A 21,937-nucleotide genomic window follows, 5' to 3' on the forward strand; every position below is an offset into this window, starting at 1 on the left:
CCGGGCCCTCCCGGATGGCCGTCGCCGCGCGGGGGGGAACAATGGGGCGGTGACCGCCAGCCCCGATGACCCCCTGCGCCCGGCCGCGCCCGCACCCCGGCGCCTCGGCGACCTCGCCGGGGCGTTCGCCCTGTCACCCGCCGGTCCCGGCGAGGGGTGGGCGTGCGTCGAGGTCACCGGCGTGAGCGCGGACAACCGCCTCGTGCGCGGCGGTGAGCTGTTCGCCGCCCACGCCGGCGCCCACGTCCACGGCGCCCGCTTCGTCCCCGCGGCGGTCGCCGCCGGCGCCCGGGCCGTCCTGACCGACCCCGCGGGCGCGGAGCTGCTCGCGGCGGCGGACCCCGGCGTCCCGGTCCTGGTGACCCCCGACGTCCCGGCCCTGCTCGGACGGCTCGCCGCCGACCTCTACGGCCACCCGGGCCGGGCGCTGGGGACCTTTGCCGTCACCGGCACGAACGGCAAGACGACGACGGCGTTCATGGTCGACCACGCCCTGCGGTCGCTGGGGCGCCGGACGGGGCTCATCGGCACCGTGGAGGTCCGTGTCGGTGACCGCGCGGTCCCCGCCACCCTCACCACCCCGCAGCCCGCCGACCTCCAGGCCCTGCTCGCGGCGATGGTCGCCGACGGCGTCGACGACCTCGTCATGGAGGTCTCCTCCCACGCCCTGGCGCTCGGCCGGGTCGACCCGCTCGTCTACGACGTCGCCGGGTTCACCAACCTCACCGCCGACCACCTCGACTTCCACGGCGACCTCGAGGGCTACTACGCCGCCAAGGCCTCCCTGTTCGACATCTCACGCACGGGCGTGGTGGTCGCGGACGACCGGTGGGGGCGACGCCTCGCGGCCGAGACCGGCGACGCCGTCGCGGCCCTGACGACCGGGCCCGGCGGGGACTGGACCGTCACCGGCGTCGAGGCCGACGCCACCGGCTCGGCGTTCACCCTCGCCCACCGCGACGGACGGAGCCTGCGCACCCGGACGGACCTGCCGGGGGCGTTCAACGTGGCGAACGCCGCTCTCGCCGCCGCCATGGTCCTCACCTCCGGGGTGGCCCCGGCCGAGCTCGAGGACGCCCTCGCGGGCGCCGGCGGGCTGAGCCCGCAGGTGCCCGGACGCATGGAGCAGCTCGGCGACCGCCCCCGCGTGGTCGTCGACTTCGCGCACAACACCGACGCCCTCGTCCAGGCCCTCGCGGCCCTGCGCCCGACGACCACCGGCCGCCTCCACGTCGTGATCGGCGCGGCCGGCGACCGCGACCGTGCGAAGCGGCCCGAGATGGGCCGGGCCGCCGTCGACGGCGCCGACACGGTCATCGTCACCGACGACGACCCCCACGACGAGCCCGCGGCACAGATCCGCGCCGAGGTCCTCGCCGGCACCACGGGCGCAGCGGTGCGCGAGATCGCCGACCGGGCCGAGGCCATCCGCACGGCGGTCCTCGAGGCCGCCGACGACGACACCGTGCTCGTGGCCGGCCGCGGCCACGAGACGGTCCAGGAGGTCGCCGGGGTGGACCACCACCTCGACGACCGCGAGGAGGTGCGCGCCGCCCTGGCGCTGCGCGCGGGAGGACAGCACGCATGATCACGATGACCCTGCGCGAGGTCGCCGCCGTCACCGGCGGCCGGCTCGCGGCGGACGGGCCGGAGGTGGTCGTCGACGGCGAGGTCGTCATCGACTCGCGCCAGGCCGGCCCCGGCACGCTCGTCGCGGCGTTCGTCGGCTCCACGGCCGACGGCCACGAGCACGTCCCCGGGGCCCTGGCCGCCGGTGCGGCCGGCGCCCTGGTCAGCCGTCCGGACGTGGCCGAGGCCGCCGGCGCGGACCCCGCCCGCCTGGTCGTCGTCGACGACGTCGCCGCCGCCCTGGGCCGGCTCGCCCGGCACGTCCTGGCGAGCCTGCGCGGCGACGGCGACGGACCGCGGGTCGTGGCGGTGACCGGCTCGGTCGGCAAGACCACGACCAAGGACCTCCTCGCCCACCTCCTCGCCCCGCTCGGGGACCTCATCGCCCCGCCGGGCTCGTTCAACAACGAGATCGGCCTGCCGCTGACCGTGCTGCGCGCGCGGCCCTCCACCGCCACCCTCGTCCTGGAGATGGGCGCGGACCACGTGGGCAACCTCGAGTACCTCACCTCGGTCGCGCCGCCGGACGTCGCGGTCGTCCTGGCGGTCGGCCGGGCCCACCTCGGGGAGTTCGGCGGCATCGAGAACGTCGCCAGGGCCAAGTCCGAGCTCGTCGCCGGCCTGCGGCCCACCGGCACGGCCGTGCTCAACGCCGACGACCGTCGCGTGGCGGCCATGGCGCCCCTGGCTCCCGGGCCGGTGCGCACCTTCGGCCGCGGCGACGCCGACGTCGTGGCCACCGACGTCGTCCTGGACGACGCCGGCCGCGCCTCCTTCACGCTCACCTCGCCGGCCGGCGCGGCGCGCGTGCGCCTGGCGCTGGTGGGGGAGCACCACGTCCACAACGCCCTCGCCGCCGCCGCGGTCGCCCTCGAGCTCGGCCTGACCCCGGCGCAGGTGGCCGACCTGCTCGCCGCCGCGCCGGCGGCCAGCCCGCACCGCATGGCCGTGACCGACCGGGCCGACGGCGTGCGGGTGGTCGACGACTCCTACAACGCCAACCCCGACTCGGTGCGCGCGGGCCTGCGGGCGCTGGCCACCCTCGGTGCGGGCCGGCGCAGGGTCGCGGTGCTGGGGGAGATGCTCGAGCTCGGCGCGGACTCCGCCGCCGAGCACGACGCCGCCGGGGCGGACGCCGTCGCCCTCGGGGCCGACGTCGTCCTCGCCGTCGGCGCGGGGACCGCGCCGCTCGCCGCCGGGGCACGCCGTGCCGCGGGCGCCGGGACCACCGGCTCGGCCGGGTCCGACAGGCCCGCCGTGGAGGTCGTCGAGGTGCCCGACGTCGACGCCGCCGAGGCGGACCTGCGCGACCGGCTCCGCCCGGGCGACGTCGTGCTCCTCAAGGGCTCCAACGGCTCGGGGATCTGGCGGCTCGCGGACGCCCTGCTCACCGGCACCGACACCCGCGGGAGGATGCCCTCATGATGGCCGTGCTCATCGCCGGCGCGGTCGCGCTCGTGCTCTCGATGGGCGGCACACCGCTGTTCATCCGCCTCCTCGTGGCCAAGAACTACGGCCAGTTCATCCGCCAGGACGGCCCGACGGCCCACTTCACCAAGCGCGGCACGCCGACCATGGGCGGGGTCGTCATCATCGCGGCCACCGTGCTGGGCTACGCCGCGGCGAACCTCGCCACCGGCCGCCTGCCCAACGCCTCCGGCCTGCTCCTGCTGCTGCTCATGGTCGGCATGGGCTTCATCGGCTTCCTCGACGACTACATCAAGATCTCCCGGCAGCGCTCCCTGGGCCTGGACGAGCGCGGCAAGATCATCGGGCAGGCCGTCATCGGCGTCGGCTGGGCCGTGCTGGCGCTGCAGTTCCCCAACGAGAACTTCCGCACCCCGGCCTCCACGGAGATCTCGCTCATCCGGGACACCGGCATCGACCTGGCGTGGGCCGGGGCCGGGCTCGGGCTCGTCCTGTTCGTCCTGTGGGCGAACTTCCTCATCACCGCCTGGTCCAACGCCGTCAACCTCACCGACGGCCTCGACGGCCTCGCGACGGGCACCTCGATGCTGGTCTTCGGGGCGTACACCGTCATCACGATCTGGCAGTCCAACCAGTCCTGCCAGTTCCTCACCGAGCCGGGCCAGGGCTGCTACGAGGTCCGCGACCCCCGCGACCTCGCCATCGTCACCGCCGCCATCGTCGGTGCCAGCTTCGGGTTCCTGTGGTGGAACACCTCGCCCGCGCAGATCTTCATGGGTGACACCGGGTCCCTCGCGCTCGGCGGGGCGCTGGCGGGCCTGTCGATCCTCACGCGCACCGAGATCCTCGGTGCCGTCATCGGCGGGCTCTTCGTCATCATCGTCATGTCCGACGTCATCCAGATCGGCTTCTTCAAGGCGACCGGGAAGCGGGTGTTCCGCATGGCGCCCCTGCACCACCACTTCGAGCTCAAGGGCTGGGGCGAGGTGACGATCGTCGTGCGGTTCTGGATCATCGCCGCGCTGTTCGCCTCCGCAGGGCTCGGCCTCTTCTACGCCGAGTGGGTGTCGGTCGCGTGAGCGGGCTCAGCGGGGCGCGGGTCGCCGTCGTCGGTCTGGGCACCTCGGGCAGGGCCGCGATCGAGGCGCTCGCCGCGGCGGGTGCGACGCCGGCCGGCCACGACGTCAGCGAGGCCGCGCTCGAGGCCGCCCGGACCGGCGCGGAGGTGCCCGCCGGGACGGCGCTGCACCACGCGGCCGGACCGGACGCCCTGGCGGCGGCGGTGATCGACTCCCGCCCCGACGTCGTCGTCGTCTCCCCGGGCGTCCCGGCCGTCTCCCCGCTGCACACCGGGGCGGCCGCCGCCGGCCTGACGGTGTGGAGCGAGGTGGAGCTGGCGTGGCGGCTGCGCGCCCCGCGGCCGGACGGCACCTTCGCCCCCTGGCTCACCCTCACCGGCACCAACGGCAAGACGACGACGGTGGGGATGCTCGAGTCGATCCTCACCGCCGCGGGTGAGCGGGCCGAGGCCGTGGGCAACGTCGGCACCCCCATCGTGCGGGTCGCGACCCGGCGGGGGCCCGACGCCCCGGACGTCCTGGCGGTGGAGCTGTCCAGCTTCCAGCTGCACTCCACCCTCAGCGTCAGCCCCCAGGCCGCCGCGTGCCTGAACATCGCCCCCGACCACATCGACTGGCACGGCTCGTACGAGGCCTACGCCGCAGACAAGGCGAAGGTGTACGAGCGCACCCAGGTCGCGTGCGTCTACAACGAGGCCGACCCCGCCACCCGCGCCATGGTCGAGGAGGCCGACGTCGTCGAGGGCGCCCGGGCCGTCGGCTTCACCCGCGGCACCCCCGGTCTCGGGCAGCTCGGCCTCGTCGAGGACTACCTCGTCGACCGGGCCTTCGGCGCCGAGCGCCGGCACAGCGCCGCCGAGCTCGCCACCCTGGCGGACCTGGCCCACCTCGCCCCGCAGGGCACGGAGGTCCCGGCCCACGTCGTCGCCAACGCCCTGGCGGCGGCCGCCCTCGCCCGGGCCCACGGGGTCGCCCCGGAGCACGTGCGCGACGGTCTGCGCGCCTACGCCGGCGGCGGGCACCGCATCGAGCTCGTCGCCCGGGCCGGCGGGGTCAGCTTCGTCGACGACTCCAAGGCGACCAACGCCCACGCCGCCGCCGCCTCCCTCGGCGCCCAGCCCGCCGGCACGGTGGTGTGGGTGGCCGGCGGGCTCGCGAAGGGCGCCCGGTTCGACGACCTCGTCCGCGCCCACGCCGACCGGCTGCGCGCCGTCGTCCTCATCGGCACCGACCGCGAGCCGCTGCGCTCGGCCCTGGCACGACACGCGGCCGACGTCCCGGTGATCGAGGTGGTCCCCGGCGAGGATGGCAGCGTGATGCCGTGCGCCGTCACCGAGGCGGCCCGGCTCGCCCGGCCCGGTGACACGGTGCTGCTGGCCCCGGCGTGCGCGTCGATGGACCAGTTCGCCGGCTACGCCGCGCGGGGTGAGGCGTTCACCCGCGCGGCGCGGGAGCTCGAGGGGAGGATCGGCCGATGACGACCCTCGACGGCACGCGCCGCGTCCGCACCGGCCGGACCACCACCGCCCGGGCGACCGCCCGGGAGGGAGGGCGCACCGAGATCGCGGCGCTGAGCTACTACCTCGTCGGCGGGGCGTCCCTGCTCCTGCTGGCCATCGGGGTGGTCATGGTCCTCTCCGCCTCGACCATCGACTCCATCCGGACCACCGGCAGCCCCTACGACGGGTTCCTCGGCCAGATGACGTTCGTCCTGCTCGGCCTGCCCCTGGCGGTCGTCGCCTCCCGCATCCCCGTGCGCTGGTACCGCCGCCTGGCCTGGCCGGCGCTCCTCGGCGCCCTGGGGATGCAGATGCTCATCTTCACCCCCCTCGGGGTGGAGGTGAACGGCAACACCAACTGGATCGAGATCCCCGGCACCGGTCAGAGCGTCCAGCCCTCGGAGTTCGTCAAGCTCGGGCTCGCGCTGTGGCTCGGGCTGGTCCTGTCCCGCAAGGGCCGCCTCCTCGAGCAGTGGCGCCACGTCCTGGTCCCCGGGGGACTGGGGGCCGGCGCCGGCCTGGGCCTCGTCCTCGCCGGGCACGACATGGGCACCGGCCTCGTCATCGTCGCGCTCATCGGCGGGGCGTTCTTCGTCGCGGGCCTGCCGCTGCGCTGGTTCGCCGGCGCCGCCGTCGCCGGGGCGGGGGCCGCGGCCTTCCTCGTCGCCCTCAAGCCCTCCCGCATGAACCGCGTCATGAGCTTCCTCGGGCTCTCCGAGGCCGACCCGTCCGGGGTGGGCTTCCAGACCCAGCACGGGCTGTGGGGGCTGGGCACCGGCGGCATCTCCGGCGTCGGCCTGGGCGCGTCGCGCGAGAAGTGGTCCTACCTGCCCGAGGCGCAGAACGACTTCATCTTCGCGATCGTCGGCGAGGAGCTGGGCCTGCTCGGCACCCTCCTCGTCCTCGGGCTCCTCGGCGCGCTGGCCGTGGGGATGTTCCGGGTCGTCCGGCGCCACCGCGACCCCTTCGTCCAGATCACCACCGGTGCCGTCGCCACGTGGATCCTCGCCCAGTCGCTCATCAACATCGGCGTGGTCATCGGGCTCCTGCCCGTCATCGGGATCCCGCTGCCCCTGGTCTCCGCGGGCGGCTCCGCGATGATCTCCACGCTGCTGGCCATCGGCGTCGTGCTGGCCTTCGCACGGTCGGAGCCGGGTGCCGCGCAGGCCCTGGCCACCCGTGGCGGCGTGGTGCGCCGATCCCTCGCGGTGGTGGGGAGGGGCCGACGTGGCTGAGCCCCTGCGCGCCCTCCTGGCCGGCGGCGGGACCGCCGGGCACGTCAACCCCCTCCTGGCCACGGCCGCCGAGCTGGCCGAGCGCCCCGGCGGTGCCCGCATCACCGTGCTCGGCACCGCTTCCGGCCTGGAGCACACCCTCGTCCCCGACGCCGGGCTGCCGTTGCGGATCGTCCCGCGCGTCCCGCTGCCGCGGCGCCCCTCCACCGACCTCCTGCGCCTGCCGGCCCGCCTGACGGCCGCCGTGCGGGCCGCGGCCGCGGCCATCGCCGAGACCGACGCCGAGGTGGTGGTCGGCTTCGGCGGGTACGTCGCCACTCCCGCCTACATCGCCGCGCGGCGGGCGGGGGTCCCGGTCGTCGTCCACGAGCAGAACGCCCGGCCCGGTCTGGCCAACCGCCTCGGCGCCCGGTGGGCCGCGGCCGTCGCACTGACCTTCGCCTCGACGCCGCTGCGCGCGGCCCAGGGCCGCACGGAGGTCACCGGGCTCCCGCTGCGCCCCGCCGTCGCCGCGCTCGTCGAGGACCGCGCCACCGACGACGGCGCCGCCGACCGGCGCCGCCTCGCCGCGGCGGAGCTCGGCCTCGACCCGGACCGCCCGACCCTCGTCGTCACCGGCGGCTCGCTCGGCGCGCAGCGGCTCAACGAGGCCTTCGCCCCCGAGGCGTCCGCGCTCGTCGCGGCCGGTGCGCAGGTGCTGCACCTGACCGGCCGCGGCAAGGACGCCGACGTCCGCGGTGCCGTGACCGCGCAGGGACCGGGCGTGGCCGCCCACTACCAGGTCCGGGACTACCTGGGCCGCATGGAGCTCGCCTACGCCGTCGCCGACCTCGTCGTGTGCCGTTCCGGCGCCGGCAGCGTCAGTGAGCTCGCCGCCCTGGGCCTGCCGGCCGTCTACGTGCCCCTGCCCGTGGGCAACGGCGAGCAGCGGCTCAACGCCGTCGACGTCGTCGCCGCCGGTGGCGGGACGGTGGTCGAGGACGGCGACCTCGACCGGGCGTGGGTGCGAGCACACGTCCCGGCCCTCCTGGCCGACCGCGACCGGCTCGCCGCCATGGGCCGCGCCGCGGCCGAGGCGGGCCCGCGCGACGGTGCCGCCCGCCTGGCCGATCTCGTCCTGGCCGTCGCCCGCGGGGGCGGGCATGGCTGAGCGGTTCCACCTCGTCGGGGTCGGCGGCGCCGGCATGTCCGCGGTCGCCGAGCTCCTCCTGGCCGCCGGCCACGACGTCTCCGGCTCGGACCAGCACGACTCGGCGACCCTGGAGCGGCTGCGCCGCCTCGGGGTTCGCACCTACCTCGGCCACGACGCCGCCCACGTCCCGGCCGCCGGGTCGCTCGTGGTCTCCACCGCGGTGCGCGAGACCAACCCCGAGCTCCGCCGAGCCCGCGAGCTGGGGCTGCCCGTCCTGCACCGCTCCCAGGCCCTGGCCCGGGCGGCCGAGGGACGCGACTTCGTCGCCGTCGCCGGTGCGCACGGCAAGACCTCCACCTCGGCCATGCTCGCCGTGGCGCTGCGCGCGGCCGGGCAGGACCCCTCCTACGCCATCGGCGGCACCGTCCTGGCGCTCGGCACCGGTGCCCACCTGGGCGGGGGGCGGGCCTTCGTCGCCGAGGCCGACGAGTCCGACGGCTCCTTCCTCAACTACACCCCCCGCCTGGCCCTGGTGACCAACATCGAGCCCGACCACCTCGACCACCACGGCTCCGAGGCCGCCTTCCGCCGCGCCTTCGAGGAGTTCGCCGGGCGGATCGTGCCGGGTGGCGTGCTCGTGGCCTGCGCCGACGACGACGGCGCGCTCGCCCTGGCCCGCGCGGCCGCCGGGCGGGGCGTCCGGGTCCTGACCTACGGCACCGGGCCCGCGCCGCTCGCCGCGCACGTGCGGCTCACCGACGTCGAGCTCACGGCCACCGGGTCCACCGCGACCCTGCTGGCCGAGCACGCCGCGGTGCCGCTGCGCCTGGCGGTGGGGGGCGCCCACATGCTCCTCAACGCCGCCGGCGCCTGGTGCGCCGGGGTCGAGCTCGGCGTCGACGGCCCGGCGATGGCCACGGCGCTGGGCGCGTTCACCGGGACCGGGCGCCGGTTCGAGGACCGCGGCACCGCCGGCGGCGTGCGTGTCGTCGACGACTACGCCCACCACCCCACCGAGGTGGCCGCCACCCTGCGCACGGCCCGGCTGGCCGCCGGGACCGGCCGGGTCCTCGTGCTGTTCCAGCCCCACCTGTTCTCCCGCACCCGCACCTTCGCCGCGGAGTTCGCCGCGGCCCTCGCGGCGGCGGACGAGGTCGTCGTCACCGGGGTGTACGCGGCCCGCGAGGACCGTGCCGACCACCCCGGCGTCGAGGGCTCGGTCATCGCCGACGCCATGGGGCGCGCCGGCCACCCCGCCCGGTTCGTCGCCGACCGGCTCGAGGCCGCGTCCGCCGTCGCGCGGCTCGCCCGGCCCGGCGACCTCGTCCTGACGGTCGGGGCGGGGGACGTCACCGAGCTCGGCCCGGTGATCCTCGAGCGGCTCGGGGCCGGCGCATGAGGCCGCCCGCGCCGCCCCGGCAGCCGCGCCGTGAGCCGCCCCGCCAGCCGCGCCGTGAGCCGCCCGGGGCGGCCCCGACGCGCGAGCCCGCCGCCCGGCCCGCCCGGTCGGGCGGGGCCGGCCCGAGGACGCCGGCGGGACCGTCCACGGCCGTGGCCACCCGAGGGACCGCGCCCGCACGGGGACGCGAGGTCACGGCGGATCCCGCGCCGGCCCCGTCCGCGGCGCTGCCGCGCGTGATCATCCCGCGGGGGAGCGGCCCGCATACACCGGTCGTGAGCACCGGTCTCGCCGCCCGGATGGCCGAGCGCGCCCGGGCCTCGCGCCACCTCCTGCGGCGTCGCGTGCTCGTCGCCGCGGGGGCGCTGGTCGCGCTGCTGGCCCTGGGCTGGCTGCTGCTCGTCTCCCCGGTGCTCGCCCTCGACGGGGAGAGGATCGAGGTCGTCGGTGCGAGCGGCACCGTCGACCCGGCGGCCGTCACCGACCTCGTCGAGCCGGAGGTCGGCACACCGCTGCTGCGGGTGGACACCGGCGCGGTCGCGGACCGGGTCGGGGCCCTGACCACCGTCAAGGAGGCCCTGGTCGCCCGGTCCTGGCCGGACGGCCTCGTCGTCACCGTCGTCCCCCGCGTCCCCGTCGCCGCCGCGTCGACGCCGGACGGATGGGTCCTCGTCGACGCCGACGGCGTGCAGGTCGGGTCCGCCGACGAGGTTCCTCCGGGCATCCCGCGGGTCACCGTCCCGCTCGGCGAGAGCGACGAGACGGCGCCGGCGGTCGAGGCGGTCCTGGCGGTGCTGGGCACGCTCCCGCCGGACCTGCTGACGCAGGTGGCCGAGGCCGGCGCCGCCTCCCGCGAGCAGGTGACGCTCACCCTGGTCGACGGCGCGCAGGTGCGCTGGGGGAGCGCGGACGAGAGCGAGCTCAAGGCGGCTGTCCTGGCGGTGCTGCGCCAGCAGCCCGCGGGGGTCTACGACGTCTCCGTCCCGCGCGCCCCGACCACGTCCTGACGTCTGCGCCGCACCGGCGGGTCCGACGCGCGCGACACACCCGCGGCGGTCGTTGCCCGGAGGGGGTCGTGGACCTAGCGTCACGGGTGGCAGAAGATGACATAAGTCTAACTCTGAAGTAGAGGTTCAGGGTTGGCTCGGCAGGACGACGAGAGGGACCGACGTGGCGGCACCGCAGAACTACCTGGCAGTGATCAAGGTGGTGGGCATCGGCGGCGGCGGCGTGAACGCCGTGAACCGCATGATCGAGGTCGGGTTGAAGGGCGTGGAGTTCATCGCCGTCAACACCGACGCTCAGGCCCTCCTCATGAGCGACGCCGACGTCAAGCTGGACGTCGGCCGCGAGCTCACCCGCGGCCTGGGCGCCGGGGCGGACCCCGAGGTCGGCAAGAAGGCGGCCGAGGACCACGCGGAGGAGATCGAGGAGGTCCTGCGCGGGGCCGACATGGTCTTCGTCACCGCCGGCGAGGGGGGCGGGACCGGTACCGGGGGCGCGCCCGTCGTCGCCCGGATCGCACGTTCGCTCGGCGCCCTGACGATCGGTGTCGTCACCCGCCCCTTCACGTTCGAGGGCCGCCGCCGCGGCGTGCAGGCGGAGTCGGGCATCGAGGCGCTGCGCGCCGAGGTCGACACCCTCATCGTCATCCCCAACGACCGGCTGCTCTCGATCAGCGACCGCGGCGTCTCCGTCCTGGACGCGTTCAAGTCCGCCGACCAGGTGCTGCTCTCCGGTGTCCAGGGGATCACCGACCTCATCACGACGCCGGGCCTGATCAACCTCGACTTCGCCGACGTCAAGTCGGTCATGCAGGGCGCCGGCAGCGCCCTCATGGGCATCGGCTCCGCGCGCGGGGAGGACCGTGCGGTCCAGGCCTCGGAGCTCGCCATCTCCTCGCCGCTGCTCGAGGCGAGCATCGACGGCGCGCACGGGGTCCTGCTGTCCATCCAGGGCGGCTCCGACCTGGGGCTGTTCGAGATCCATGAGGCCGCTCGCCTCGTGCAGGAGGCCGCGCACCCCGAGGCGAACATCATCTTCGGCGCCGTCATCGACGACGCCCTGGGCGACGAGGTCCGCGTGACCGTCATCGCCGCGGGGTTCGACGAGGGCAGCGGACCCAGCGGGTCCACCGCGAAGATCACCGGGCGCCAGGTCGGCCAGGTGGCGCCGCGCGCCGCGGCCGAGCCCGCCCCGGCGGCCGCACCCGCCGACGCCGCCGCGCACCGGGCCGAGCTGCCCACCCCCGGCGCGCCCGCCGCCCCGGCCCCCGAGCCCGCCCCCGAGCGGGTCCCGGCCTTCATCGGCGAGTCCGCGGGCGGTCAGCAGTCCCGCGGGCTGGAGGTGCCCCGGGTCTTCGACGAGGAGCCGGCCCGCTCGCGCCGCGACGAGGACCTCGACATCCCCGACTTCCTCAAGTGAGCCCGGCAGGAGTGCTCCCGCTCCTGCCCGCGAGTCTTGGCCCCGGCGCGCGTGGTGCTTTCACCACGCGCGCCGGTGGCGTCTCCACCGGGCCCTTCGGCGCCGCCGGCGGGGCCGGCGGTCTCGACCTGGCCGTGCACGTCGGTGATGACCCCCACCGGGTGGCCCGCAACCGGGAGCGGCTCGCCGCGAGCCTGGGGGTGGCGGTGTCGTGGATGGACCAGGTCCACGGCACCGACGTCGCCGTCGTGGAGACGCCCGGGGGCGCGGACCTCGGCCGGTGCGACGGCGCCGTGGCCGTGCGTCACGACCGCGCCCTGGCCGTGGGCGTCCTCGTGGCCGACTGCGTGCCCGTCCTGCTCGCGGCCCGCTCCGGCGACGTCGTGGCCGCGGTGCACGTGGGCCGCCGCGGTCTCGTGGCGGGCGTCCTCGAGGCCACCCTGACGGCCGTGGCGGCGCGAGGCGTCGACACCGCGGACCTGTTCGCCGCCGTCGGCCCCGCGGTGTGCGGGCGCTGCTACGAGGTGCCTGCGCCCATGCGCGAGGAGGTGGCCGACGTCGTCCCCGGCACCGCCTCCACCACCTCGTGGGGGACCCCGGCGCTCGACGTCCCGGCGGGCGTGCGGGGCCGGCTGGTCGCCGCCGGGGTGCGTGCCGTGGACCACGTCGACGCGTGCACGCTCGAGGACGAGCGGTTCTACTCCTACCGCCGGGCGGGCCGCGACGGCACGACCGTCACCGGCCGGTTCGCGGGAGTGGTCCGCACCCGCTGACCCGCGGCGACACGCCGCGGTGACGTGCCGGGACGCGCCACGGCGCTGGTCTAGCGTCGGGGCAGGGCGCGGCGCCGCGCCGCGGGATGAGCAACGAGGAGCACCGATGGCCGGAACGATGCGCAAGATGATGGAGTACCTGTCCCTGGCGGAGCCGGAGGACGAGTTCTACGACGAGGTCCCCGAGGGTGAGCACCGCCGCGAGGAGGAGCCGGAGCAGCACGATCGCGCCGAGCGGACCGAGCGGACCGAGCGGCACGCCGAGGTCACCCCCATCTCGCGGGCCGCGGCCCTGCACGTCGAGGAGGCTCCCGTGGTGGAGGACCTGCGCCGGATCGTCACCGTGCACCCGTCGAGCTACAACGAGGCCCGCGTCATCGGTGAGGCCTTCCGCGAGGGCACCCCGGTCATCATGAACCTCACCGGCATGAGCGAGGCCGACGCCAAGCGCATGGTCGACTTCTCCGCGGGCCTGGTGTTCGGACTGCGCGGCGCCATCGAGCGGGTGACGAACCGGGTCTTCCTGCTCTCCCCCGCCACGGTCGAGGTAGAGTCCGACAACGACGGCGTGGACCGGCCGGGCCGCTTCTTCAACCAGAGCTGAGCATTGTCACTTTTCTTCGGGATCCTCGATCTCCTGCTCGTCCTGTACATCCTCGTCCTGCTCGTGCGCCTCGTGCTCGACTGGGTCCAGCTGTTCGCGCGCTCGTGGCGCCCGACCGGCCTCGTCCTGGTCGTCGCCAACGGTGCGTACGCGCTCACCGACCCGCCCCTGCGGTTCCTGCGGCGCCTCATCCCGCCGCTGCGGCTCGGGCAGGTCCAGCTCGACCTCGGCTTCATCATCCTGTTCATCGGGGTGCAGATCCTCCGGGCCGTGGTCGCGACCCTGGCCCGCAGCATCGGCTGAGGCCCCGGCGCCGCGCCGGGCACGTGCACGCCCGCCGCGCCGTTGCCCAATAGGGTCATCAGCAGGCACATCCCGCGGCCGGTCCGCTACGGTTGCTCCGTGAGCAGCAGGACCGAGAGCTCATGACCGAACGACACGACACCGAGGTGACGACACATGGCGCTGCTCACGGCAGACGACGTCCTCAACAAGAAGTTCCAGCCCACCAAGTTCCGGGAGGGCTACGACCAGGACGAGGTCGACGACTTCCTTGACGAGGTCGTCAACACGCTCCGCGTGGTGCAGGGCGAGAACGAGGAGCTCAAGGCCAAGCTCGCGGCCTGCGAGCGCCGCGTCGGCGAGCTCTCCCGCGGGGAGGGTGAGCGCCCCACCGAGGAGGCCCCCGTCGAGGAGCCCGAGGAGGAGCAGCCGGCGCCCGCGCCGCAGCCCGCCCCCGTCGCTCAGGCGGCCCCCGCCGCGCCGGTCGCCGCCGTCCCGGCCGCGGCCGCCGTCACGAGCGGCGGTGGCGAGCCGGAGTCGGCCACGGGGATGCTCGCCCTGGCCCAGCGCCTGCACGACGAGTACGTGCGCAACGGCAAGGAGGAGGGCGACCGCATCGTCTCCGAGGCCAAGGCCGAGGGCGCCCGCATCGTCAAGGAGGCCGAGGACCAGCACAACCGGACCCTCACCCAGCTCGAGCAGGAGCGCTCGCTCCTCGAGCGCAAGATCGACGAGCTGCGCACGTTCGAGCGGGACTACCGCACCCGCCTGAAGAGCTACCTCGAGTCGCTCCTGAGCAACGTCGAGGCCGGTCGGCCCCAGGCCGAGGGCCTCTAGGACCTCACGCGCACGACGGACGGCGGCGAGCACTCGCCGCCGTCCGTCTCGTTTGTGCGTGGGAGACTCTTCCCCGATGGACACCCAGCCCGACGCGCCGAGCGCCGCCCTGCCCCTCGTCGCGCCCGCCCGACGCCGGCGCCTGCTGACCCTCCTGCTCGCGCTGACCGCCGTCGTCGCCGTCGTCGACCAGGTCACCAAGTACCTGGCCGAGGCCGGGCTGACCCCGGGCGAGCTGGTCCCCGTGCTCGGCACGGTGCTGGGCCTGCAGCTCGTCTACAACCCCGGTGCCGCGTTCTCCTTCGCCACGGGGATGACGTGGGTCTTCACCCTCGTCTCCGTGGCCGTCGTGGTGGTCATCGCGCGGACCTCGCGCCGGCTCGGCTCGACCGGGTGGGCGGTCGCCCTGGGGCTGCTCCTCGGTGGCTCGCTGGGCAACCTGGTCGACCGGCTCTTCCGCGAGCCCGCCTTCGCGCGCGGTCACGTCGTGGACTTCATCAGCTACAACGGCTGGTTCGTCGGCAACGTCGCGGACATCGCCATCGTTGCCGCCGCCGTCCTCATCGCTGTGCTGGCGCTGCTGGGTCGCGAGGTCGACGGCTCGCGGGCCGACGACGCCGGCGCGGCCGCCCGCACGAGCCGGCGGAGCGACACCGGCGGCGGGCGCAACGCGCCCGGGACGAGCGGGACCGACCATGTCTGAGACGCGCTCCCTGCCCGTGCCGGAGGGGCTGGCCGGCGAGCGGGTCGACGCCGCCCTCGCCCGGCTCCTCGGCTTGTCGCGCACCCGCGCCGCCGAGCTCGCGGCGGGCGGCCACGTGCTCCTCGACGGCCGGGCCGTGGGCAAGTCGGACCGGCTCACCGCGGACGGCTGGCTCGAGGTCACCCTGCCCGCGGCGCCGGCGCCCGTGGCCCCGGTGGTCGTCGCCGGCATGCGGGTCGTCCTCGAGGACGACGACGTCGTCGTCGTCGACAAGCCGGTGGGCGTCGCCGCGCACGCCAGCCCCGGGTGGGACGGCCCGACCGTCGTCGGCGCCCTCGCCGCCGCCGGGCACCGGGTCGCGACGTCCGGCCCGGCCGAGCGCCAGGGGGTCGTGCACCGCCTGGACGTCGGCACCTCGGGGCTCATGGTCGTGGCGAAGTCCGAGCTCGCCTACTCGGTCCTCAAGCGCGCCTTCAAGGAACGCACGGTCGAGAAGGTCTACCACGCCCTCGTCCAGGGCCACCCCGACCCCTCGACCGGGACCATCGAGGCGCCGATCGGCCGGCACCCGAGCCAGTCCTACAAGATGGCGGTGGTCGCCGGCGGCAAGGAGTCCGTCACGCACTACGAGACGATCGAGGCGATGCCGGGCGCCTCGCTGCTGGAGATCCACCTCGAGACCGGCCGGACGCACCAGATCCGCGTCCACACCGCTGCCGTGCGTCACCCGTGCGTGGGTGACGTCACCTACGGCGCCGACCCGCGGCTGGCCGAGCGCCTGGGCCTGGGACGTCAGTGGCTCCACGCCGTGCGGCTCGGCTTCGAGCACCCGGCGACGCGGCGCCGGGTCGAGGTGACCAGCGAGTACCCCCAGGACCTGCGCCACGCGCTCGAGCTGATGCGCGAGGGCGTGCGGTGAGCGGGGTCGACGTCGTCCGGGTCACCCGCCGCGACCAGCTCGAGGACGCCTGGACGGTACGGATGGAGGTCTTCGTCGGCGAGCAGGGCGTGCCCGCGGAGGAGGAGGTCGACGACCTCGACACCGCGCCCACCACCACCCACGTCCTGGCGGTGGACCGGGCGAGCGGCGCGCCCCTGGGCACCGGCCGGCTGCTGGCCGACCCCGCGCACCCCGGCGAGGTCCACCTCGGCCGGCTGGCGGTGCGCGCCGCCGCCCGCGGCACGGGCCTGGGCGCCCGCCTGGTCGTCGCCATCGAGGCCATCGCGCTCGCCGAGCACGCCGTCGGCAACGACGGCCCGCTCGCCGTCACCGTGGTCCTCTCCGCCCAGGAGTCCGCCATGGGCTTCTACCGGCGGCTGGGGTACGAGGTCCGCACGGGCGAGCGCTACCTCGACGCCGGCATCTGGCACCAGGACATGGCCCGGACCGTCACGGCGTGACGCGCCGGGCGACACGCCGGTCCGGGGCGGCGCGCCGGGGCGACCCGCCCGGCCTCGCCGGAGGTGTCGGCGCACCGAATTACACTGGTGCGCATGGCTGCCGGGGGAACTGAAGACTTCGTCCACCTCCACGTCCACACCGAGTACTCGATGCTCGACGGCGCCGCCAAGCTCGACCCGCTGTTCGCCGAGGTCGGCCGGCTCGGCCAGAAGGCCGTCGCCATGACGGACCACGGCTACATGTTCGGCGCGTACGACTTCTGGAACAAGGCGCGCGGCGCCGGGATCAAGCCGATCATCGGCGTCGAGGCCTACCTCACCCCCGGCACGGCCCGGGCGGACAAGACCCGCGTGCGCTGGGGGGACGACTCCCAGAGCGACGACGACGTCTCCGCCCGCGGCTCCTACACCCACATGACCTTGCTGGCGGCGACGACGGAGGGGATGCACAACCTCTTCCGGATGGACTCCCTGGCGTCCCTCGACGGCCAGATGGGCAAGGCGCCGCGGATGGACCGCGAGCTGCTCACCACCTACGGCAAGGGCCTGATCGCCACGACCGGGTGCCCCTCCGGCGAGGTCCAGACGCGCATCCGGCTCGGCCAGTACGACGAGGCGGTCCGCGCCGCGGCCGAGTTCCAGGACATCTTCGGCAGGGAGAACTACTACGTCGAGCTGATGGACCACGGCCTCGACCTGGAGAAGCGGGTCATCGCCGACCTGCTGCGCCTGGCCCGGGACATCGGCGCCCCGCTCCTGGCCACGAACGACTCCCACTACGTCACCGCCCAGGACCAGCCCACCCACGACGCGCTGCTGTGCATCAACTCCGGCTCGACCCTGGCCGACCCGGACCGGTTCGCCTTCACCGGTGACACCTACTACATCCGTTCCGCGGCGGAGATGCGCCGGCAGTGGAGCGAGCTGCCCAAGGCCTGCGACAACACCCTCGTCGTCGCCGAGCAGTGCGACGTCGACTTCCGCACCGCGGCCCAGGGCGCGAACTACATGCCCCGCTTCGAGGTGCCGGCCGGGGAGGACGAGCACTCCTGGTTCGTCAAGGAGGTCGAGCGCGGCCTGCGCTACCGCTTCCCCGGCGGGATCCCCGACGACGTACGCCGCCAGGCCGAGTACGAGGTCGGCATCATCACCCAGATGGGCTTCCCCGGGTACTTCCTCGTGGTCGCCGACTTCATCAACTGGGCGAAGTCGCGCGGCATCCGCGTCGGCCCCGGGCGGGGCTCCGGCGCCGGGTCGATGGTCGCCTACGCCATGCGCATCACCGACCTCAACCCCCTGCACCACGGCCTGATCTTCGAGCGGTTCCTCAACCCCGACCGTGTCTCGATGCCCGACTTCGACGTCGACTTCGACGAGCGCCGGCGCGGGGAGGTCATCGACTACGTCACGCGCAAGTACGGCGACGACCGGGTCGCCCAGGTCGTCACCTACGGCACGATCAAGGCCAAGCAGGCCCTCAAGGACTCCTCACGGGTGCTCGGCTACCCCTACGCGATGGGGGAGAAGCTCACCAAGGCCATGCCGCCGTCGGTCATGGGCAAGGACATCACGCTCTCGGGCATCTTCGACCCCACGGACAAGCGCTACGCCGAGGCCGAGGAGTTCCGCCAGGTCCACGCCGCCGACCCGGAGGCGCAGAAGATCGTCGCCACCGCCCAGGGCCTGGAGGGCATCAAGCGCCAGTGGGGCGTCCACGCCTGCGCCGTCATCATGTCCTCGGACCCGCTGATCGACATCATCCCGATCATGCGGCGCCCCCAGGACGGGGCGATCATCACCCAGTTCGACTACCCGACGTGCGAGACCCTCGGCCTGCTCAAGATGGACTTCCTGGGCCTGCGCAACCTCACCGTCCTGGACGACGCCCTGCGCAACATGGCCCGCAACGGCAAGGAGCCGGTGGACCTGGAGACGCTCGGCCTGGACGACCCCGCGGCCTACGAGCTCCTCTCCCGCGGCGACACCCTCGGCGTCTTCCAGCTCGACGGCGGCGGCATGCGCACCCTCCTGCGGCTCATGCGCCCGGACAACTTCGAGGACATCTCCGCCGTCGGCGCCCTGTACCGCCCCGGCCCGATGGGCGCGAACTCCCACACCAACTACGCGCTGCGCAAGAACGGCCAGCAGCGGATCGACCCGATCCACCCCGAGCTGGAGGAGCCCCTCAAGGACATCCTCGGCACCACCTACGGCCTGATCGTCTACCAGGAGCAGGTCATGGCCATCGCGCAGAAGGTCGCCGGGTTCACCCTCGGCCAGGCCGACCTGCTGCGCCGGGCCATGGGCAAGAAGAAGAAGGCCGAGCTCGACAAGCAGTACGCCGGGTTCGAGGCCGGCATGCTCGAGCGCGGGTACTCCGCCGCGGCCGTGAAGACCCTGTGGGACATCCTCCTGCCGTTCTCCGACTACGCCTTCAACAAGGCGCACTCGGCCGCCTACGGGGTGGTGTCGTACTGGACGGCCTACCTCAAGGCCAACCACCCCACCGAGTACATGGCCGCCCTGCTCACCTCCACGCAGGACAACAAGGACCGGCTGGGGCTCTACCTCGGCGAGTGCCGGCACATGGGCATCACCGTGCTCCCGCCGGACGTCAACACCTCCGCGGCGGACTTCACGCCCGTGGGGTCCGACATCCGCTTCGGGCTGGCGGCCATCCGCAACGTCGGCGCGAACGTGGTCCAGGCGATCGTCGACGCCCGGACCGAGAAGGGGGACTTCACCTCCTTCCAGGACTTCCTCGACAAGGTCCCCGCGGTGGTGTGCAACAAGCGCACGGTGGAGTCCCTCGTCAAGGCCGGGGCGTTCGACTCCCTCGGGCACACCCGCCGGGCCCTGGTGGCCAGGCACGAGGAGGCCATCGACGCGGTCGTCGACGTCAAGCGCAACGAGGCCGTCGGCCAGTTCGACCTCTTCGCCGGTCTCGGCGGCGAGGCGGCACCGGGCTCCGGCTTCAGCGTCGAGATCCCGGACCTGCCCGAGTGGGACAAGAAGCAGAAGCTCGCGTTCGAGCGGCAGATGCTCGGGCTCTACGTCTCCGACCACCCGCTGGCCGGCCTCGAGCACGTGCTCCAGCGCGCGGCCGACACCCAGATCTCCGCCCTCCTCGAGGACGAGGCGCGCCCCGACGGCTCGAGCGTCCACATCGCGGGGCTGGTGACGTCGCTGCAGCGCAAGATGACCAAGAACGGCAACCCCTGGGCCATCGCCACCGTGGAGGACCTGGCCGGGTCGATCGAGGTCCTGTTCTTCCCGCAGACGTTCGCCACCGTCTCCACCGCGCTGGCCGAGGACACCATCGTCACGGTGCGGGGCCGTCTCAACCGCCGCGACGACATCCCCACCGTCTACGCCCAGGAGCTCACCCTCCCGGACGTCTCCGACGCCCAGAACGGGCCGGTGAGCCTGACGATGGTCGAGTCGCGCTGCACGGGCCCGGTGGTGGAGCAGCTCCGGGTGGTCCTGGGCAACCACCCGGGCACCGCCGAGGTCCGCCTGCGCCTCACGCGTGGGAACAAGGCGCAGGTCGTCCAGCTCGCCGACCGGTTCCGGGTCGACCCCAGCCCCGCGCTCTTCGGCGACCTCAAGGCCCTCCTCGGGCCGAGCTGCCTCACCCACTGACGGCCGCGGGCGGCCCGGCCCCGGGCCGGGCTGACGGCCGCGGGCGGCCCAGGCCGCCCGGCCCGGGCACCCGGCCGGTGGGGCGCCCGCCACCTGGCCGTCCTCAGCCGACGCGGGCGGCCCGGGTCCCGGTCGGCACCGCGACCTCGACGAGGTCACCCGTGGCGAGCTGGCGGCCGCGGCGGGTCTCGACCTCGCCGTCGACGCAGACCTCCCCCTCCGCGATCAGCTCGCGGGCCTGGGCGCCGGAGTCGGCGAGGCCGGCCAGCTTGAGGAACTGGCCCAGGCGGATGGTGCCGCTGGCGGGGACGGTGGGAACGGGCTCGGTCATGCCCCGATCCTGCCAGGTGGGCACGGCGACGGGGCGGCGGGGCCGGCCGGCCGCGGGCAGGCCCGGGACCGGTGGGGCCGCACCACTAGGATCGAGGTCATGCTCAAGCGCATCGACCTGCGAGGCCAGAGACTCACCGCCGCGGAGCTCGCCGCGGTCCTGCCGCGGGCGGCGCTGGACGTCGAGCGGGCCATGGAGCAGATCCGGCCGGTGATCGACGACGTCCGGGCGCGGGGGGCCGCGGCGCTGCGCGAGCTCGCCGAGCGCTTCGACGGGGTCCGGCCCGAGCACCTGCGGGTGCCTCGCCAGGCCCTGACGGACGCCCTGGCCGGGCTCGACCCGGAGGTCCGCGAGGCGCTGGAGATCTCCATCGCCAACAACCGCGCCGGCCACGCCGCGCAGCTCCCGCGCGAGACGAGCACCGAGATCACCCCGGGCGGGTTCGTCCGCCAGCGGTGGGTGCCGGTGCGCCGGGTGGGCCTCTACGTCCCCGGCGGGCTGGCCGTGTACCCCTCGAGCGTGGTGATGAACGCCGTCGCGGCCCAGGTGGCCGGTGTGGCCGAGCTCGCGGTGGCGAGCCCCCCGCAGCGCGGGTTCGGCGGTCTGCCGCACCCGGTCATCCTGGCCGCGTGCGAGCTCCTGGGCGTGCACGAGGTCTACGCGGCCGGAGGCGCCCAGGCGGTGGCCATGTTCGCGTACGGGGCCGCGGCCGAGGACGAGACGGACCGGGCGGACCTCGCGGCGGCCGGGCTCGAGGGCCACCTGCTGTGCGAGCCCGTGGACGTCGTGACGGGTCCGGGCAACGTCTACGTCGCGGCGGCCAAGCGGGCCGTCATGGGCACCGTGGGCATCGACGCGGAGGCCGGCACCACCGAGATCGCCGTCCTGGCCGACTCCACCGCGAACCCTGCCCACGTGGCGGTGGACCTCATGTCCCAGGCGGAGCACGACCCCGCGGCGGCATCGGTGCTCATCACCGACTCGGTCGACCTCGCCGACGCCGTCGACGCCGAGATCGCCGCGCGGGTCCCCGCGGCCCGTCACGCCGAGCGGATGCGCACCGCGCTCGGTGGTCTGCAGTCCGGTACCGTCCTGGTCGCCGACCTCGACCAGGCCGTCGCGGTGGCCGACGCCTACGGCGCCGAGCACCTGGAGGTCCAGACCACTGACGCCGCGGGGGTTGCGGCCCGGATCCGCAACGCGGGCGCCATCTTCGTCGGGCCGTTCTCCCCGGTGCCGCTCGGCGACTACATCGCAGGGTCCAACCACGTCCTGCCCACGGGCGGGACCGCCCGGTTCGCCTCGGGCCTGAACGTCATGGCGTTCATCCGGTCCGTGCAGGTCATCGAGTACGACGAGCGGGCCCTCAAGGGGCTCGCCGCGCCCCTGACGGCCCTCGCCGGGTCCGAGGACCTGCCCGGGCACGCCGAGGCGGTCAACGCGCGGTTCGTCTAGTGCGCCGGCTCCCGCGGGCCCTCGCCCGCGCCCAGGTGCCGCTTCTCCGCGTCGGCCTCGGCTCGCTCCCGGGCGGCACCCTGG

19 protein-coding genes are annotated in these 21,937 nt (G+C 75.0%); 18 read left to right on the top strand and 1 reads right to left on the bottom strand.

Annotated features, from left to right (window positions below):
* Positions 1 to 49 precede the first annotated feature (49 nt).
* The 17 genes from EDD32_RS12045 (at position 50) to dnaE (ending at position 20,067) form a co-directional block, all read left to right on the top strand.
* Positions 50 to 1,588 (top strand): UDP-N-acetylmuramoyl-L-alanyl-D-glutamate--2,6-diaminopimelate ligase, encoded by a 1,539-nt coding sequence (locus tag EDD32_RS12045; protein ID WP_123917803.1) that lies wholly within the window; start codon positions 50 to 52, stop codon positions 1,586 to 1,588.
* Complete coding sequence (locus EDD32_RS12050; protein WP_123917805.1) at positions 1,585 to 3,054, top strand: UDP-N-acetylmuramoyl-tripeptide--D-alanyl-D-alanine ligase; 1,470 nt, start codon at positions 1,585 to 1,587, stop codon at positions 3,052 to 3,054. Before EDD32_RS12045 ends, EDD32_RS12050 begins: the two co-directional genes overlap by 4 nt.
* Positions 3,051 to 4,136, top strand: coding sequence for a phospho-N-acetylmuramoyl-pentapeptide-transferase (gene mraY, locus EDD32_RS12055; RefSeq protein ID WP_123917807.1), 1,086 nt, complete (start codon positions 3,051 to 3,053; stop codon positions 4,134 to 4,136). The genes EDD32_RS12050 and mraY overlap by 4 nt, the downstream gene beginning before the upstream one ends.
* Complete coding sequence (murD, locus tag EDD32_RS12060) at positions 4,133 to 5,614, top strand: UDP-N-acetylmuramoyl-L-alanine--D-glutamate ligase (protein WP_246006110.1); 1,482 nt, start codon at positions 4,133 to 4,135, stop codon at positions 5,612 to 5,614. The genes mraY and murD overlap by 4 nt, the downstream gene beginning before the upstream one ends.
* A complete protein-coding gene (locus EDD32_RS12065) occupies positions 5,611 to 6,870 on the top strand; it encodes a peptidoglycan glycosyltransferase FtsW (RefSeq protein WP_123917811.1) in 1,260 nt (419 codons plus the stop codon). The genes murD and EDD32_RS12065 overlap by 4 nt, the downstream gene beginning before the upstream one ends.
* Positions 6,863 to 8,020 (top strand): UDP-N-acetylglucosamine--N-acetylmuramyl-(pentapeptide) pyrophosphoryl-undecaprenol N-acetylglucosamine transferase, encoded by a 1,158-nt coding sequence (locus EDD32_RS12070; protein WP_246006111.1) that lies wholly within the window; start codon positions 6,863 to 6,865, stop codon positions 8,018 to 8,020. Before EDD32_RS12065 ends, EDD32_RS12070 begins: the two co-directional genes overlap by 8 nt.
* Positions 8,013 to 9,401 carry a UDP-N-acetylmuramate--L-alanine ligase gene (gene murC / locus EDD32_RS12075; protein WP_123917813.1) on the top strand — a complete coding sequence of 463 codons (1,389 nt, stop codon included), beginning with the start codon at positions 8,013 to 8,015 and terminating at the stop codon, positions 9,399 to 9,401. The genes EDD32_RS12070 and murC overlap by 8 nt, the downstream gene beginning before the upstream one ends.
* A 275-nt stretch (positions 9,402 to 9,676) precedes the next feature.
* Positions 9,677 to 10,408 (top strand): cell division protein FtsQ/DivIB, encoded by a 732-nt coding sequence (locus EDD32_RS12080; RefSeq protein ID WP_170175276.1) that lies wholly within the window; start codon positions 9,677 to 9,679, stop codon positions 10,406 to 10,408.
* 163 nt (positions 10,409 to 10,571) lie between these two features.
* Positions 10,572 to 11,825, top strand: coding sequence for a cell division protein FtsZ (ftsZ, locus tag EDD32_RS12085; protein ID WP_123917817.1), 1,254 nt, complete (start codon positions 10,572 to 10,574; stop codon positions 11,823 to 11,825).
* Positions 11,822 to 12,598 carry a purine nucleoside phosphorylase YfiH/LACC1 family protein gene (locus EDD32_RS12090; protein ID WP_246006112.1) on the top strand — a complete coding sequence of 259 codons (777 nt, stop codon included), beginning with the start codon at positions 11,822 to 11,824 and terminating at the stop codon, positions 12,596 to 12,598. The genes ftsZ and EDD32_RS12090 overlap by 4 nt, the downstream gene beginning before the upstream one ends.
* A gap of 106 nt (positions 12,599 to 12,704) precedes the next feature.
* Complete coding sequence (locus EDD32_RS12095; RefSeq protein WP_123917819.1) at positions 12,705 to 13,202, top strand: cell division protein SepF; 498 nt, start codon at positions 12,705 to 12,707, stop codon at positions 13,200 to 13,202.
* A 3-nt stretch (positions 13,203 to 13,205) separates the two neighbouring features.
* A complete protein-coding gene (locus tag EDD32_RS12100) occupies positions 13,206 to 13,505 on the top strand; it encodes a YggT family protein (RefSeq protein WP_123917821.1) in 300 nt (99 codons plus the stop codon).
* Positions 13,506 to 13,661: 156 nt separating this feature from the next.
* Positions 13,662 to 14,321, top strand: a complete 660-nt coding sequence (locus tag EDD32_RS12105) for a DivIVA domain-containing protein (protein WP_123917823.1) — start codon at positions 13,662 to 13,664, stop codon at positions 14,319 to 14,321.
* Between the two features lie 76 nt (positions 14,322 to 14,397).
* Complete coding sequence (gene lspA, locus EDD32_RS12110) at positions 14,398 to 15,024, top strand: signal peptidase II (RefSeq protein ID WP_123917825.1); 627 nt, start codon at positions 14,398 to 14,400, stop codon at positions 15,022 to 15,024.
* On the top strand, positions 15,017 to 15,943 hold the full coding sequence (locus EDD32_RS12115) for an RluA family pseudouridine synthase (protein ID WP_123917827.1): 927 nt from the start codon (positions 15,017 to 15,019) through the stop codon (positions 15,941 to 15,943). Before lspA ends, EDD32_RS12115 begins: the two co-directional genes overlap by 8 nt.
* On the top strand, positions 15,940 to 16,425 hold the full coding sequence (locus EDD32_RS12120) for a GNAT family N-acetyltransferase (protein ID WP_246006113.1): 486 nt from the start codon (positions 15,940 to 15,942) through the stop codon (positions 16,423 to 16,425). The genes EDD32_RS12115 and EDD32_RS12120 overlap by 4 nt, the downstream gene beginning before the upstream one ends.
* A 93-nt stretch (positions 16,426 to 16,518) precedes the next feature.
* The gene (gene dnaE, locus EDD32_RS12125) at positions 16,519 to 20,067 is read left to right on the top strand and encodes a DNA polymerase III subunit alpha (RefSeq protein ID WP_123917828.1); all 3,549 of its coding nucleotides are present in this window, start codon (positions 16,519 to 16,521) and stop codon (positions 20,065 to 20,067) included.
* A 103-nt stretch (positions 20,068 to 20,170) separates the two neighbouring features.
* Here the strand turns inward: dnaE and EDD32_RS12130 are convergent, their stop codons facing one another.
* Positions 20,171 to 20,398 carry an RNA-binding S4 domain-containing protein gene (locus tag EDD32_RS12130; protein ID WP_123917830.1) on the bottom strand — a complete coding sequence of 76 codons (228 nt, stop codon included), beginning with the start codon at positions 20,396 to 20,398 and terminating at the stop codon, positions 20,171 to 20,173.
* 99 nt (positions 20,399 to 20,497) lie between these two features.
* Between EDD32_RS12130 and hisD the strand changes: the two genes are divergently transcribed.
* The gene (hisD, locus tag EDD32_RS12135) at positions 20,498 to 21,853 is read left to right on the top strand and encodes a histidinol dehydrogenase (RefSeq protein WP_123917832.1); all 1,356 of its coding nucleotides are present in this window, start codon (positions 20,498 to 20,500) and stop codon (positions 21,851 to 21,853) included.
* Positions 21,854 to 21,937 lie beyond the last annotated feature (84 nt).

Origin of the sequence: Georgenia muralis (genome assembly GCF_003814705.1) — a bacterium.
GTDB lineage: Bacteria > Actinomycetota > Actinomycetes > Actinomycetales > Actinomycetaceae > Georgenia > Georgenia muralis.

What these genes read in the sequence shown, in the direction of transcription:
- EDD32_RS12105 (WP_123917823.1), top strand. Translation starts at nt 13,662, where the DNA reads ATGGCGCTGCTCACGGCAGACGACGTCCTCAACAAGAAGTTCCAGCCC.
- EDD32_RS12095 (WP_123917819.1), top strand. Translation starts at nt 12,705, where the DNA reads ATGGCCGGAACGATGCGCAAGATGATGGAGTACCTGTCCCTGGCGGAG.
- hisD (WP_123917832.1), top strand. Translation starts at nt 20,498, where the DNA reads ATGCTCAAGCGCATCGACCTGCGAGGCCAGAGACTCACCGCCGCGGAG.
- lspA (WP_123917825.1), top strand. Translation starts at nt 14,398, where the DNA reads ATGGACACCCAGCCCGACGCGCCGAGCGCCGCCCTGCCCCTCGTCGCG.
- EDD32_RS12130 (WP_123917830.1), bottom strand. Translation starts at nt 20,398, where the DNA reads ATGACCGAGCCCGTTCCCACCGTCCCCGCCAGCGGCACCATCCGCCTG.
- EDD32_RS12115 (WP_123917827.1), top strand. Translation starts at nt 15,017, where the DNA reads ATGTCTGAGACGCGCTCCCTGCCCGTGCCGGAGGGGCTGGCCGGCGAG.
- dnaE (WP_123917828.1), top strand. Translation starts at nt 16,519, where the DNA reads ATGGCTGCCGGGGGAACTGAAGACTTCGTCCACCTCCACGTCCACACC.
- EDD32_RS12050 (WP_123917805.1), top strand. Translation starts at nt 1,585, where the DNA reads ATGATCACGATGACCCTGCGCGAGGTCGCCGCCGTCACCGGCGGCCGG.
- EDD32_RS12065 (WP_123917811.1), top strand. Translation starts at nt 5,611, where the DNA reads ATGACGACCCTCGACGGCACGCGCCGCGTCCGCACCGGCCGGACCACC.
- murC (WP_123917813.1), top strand. Translation starts at nt 8,013, where the DNA reads ATGGCTGAGCGGTTCCACCTCGTCGGGGTCGGCGGCGCCGGCATGTCC.
- mraY (WP_123917807.1), top strand. Translation starts at nt 3,051, where the DNA reads ATGATGGCCGTGCTCATCGCCGGCGCGGTCGCGCTCGTGCTCTCGATG.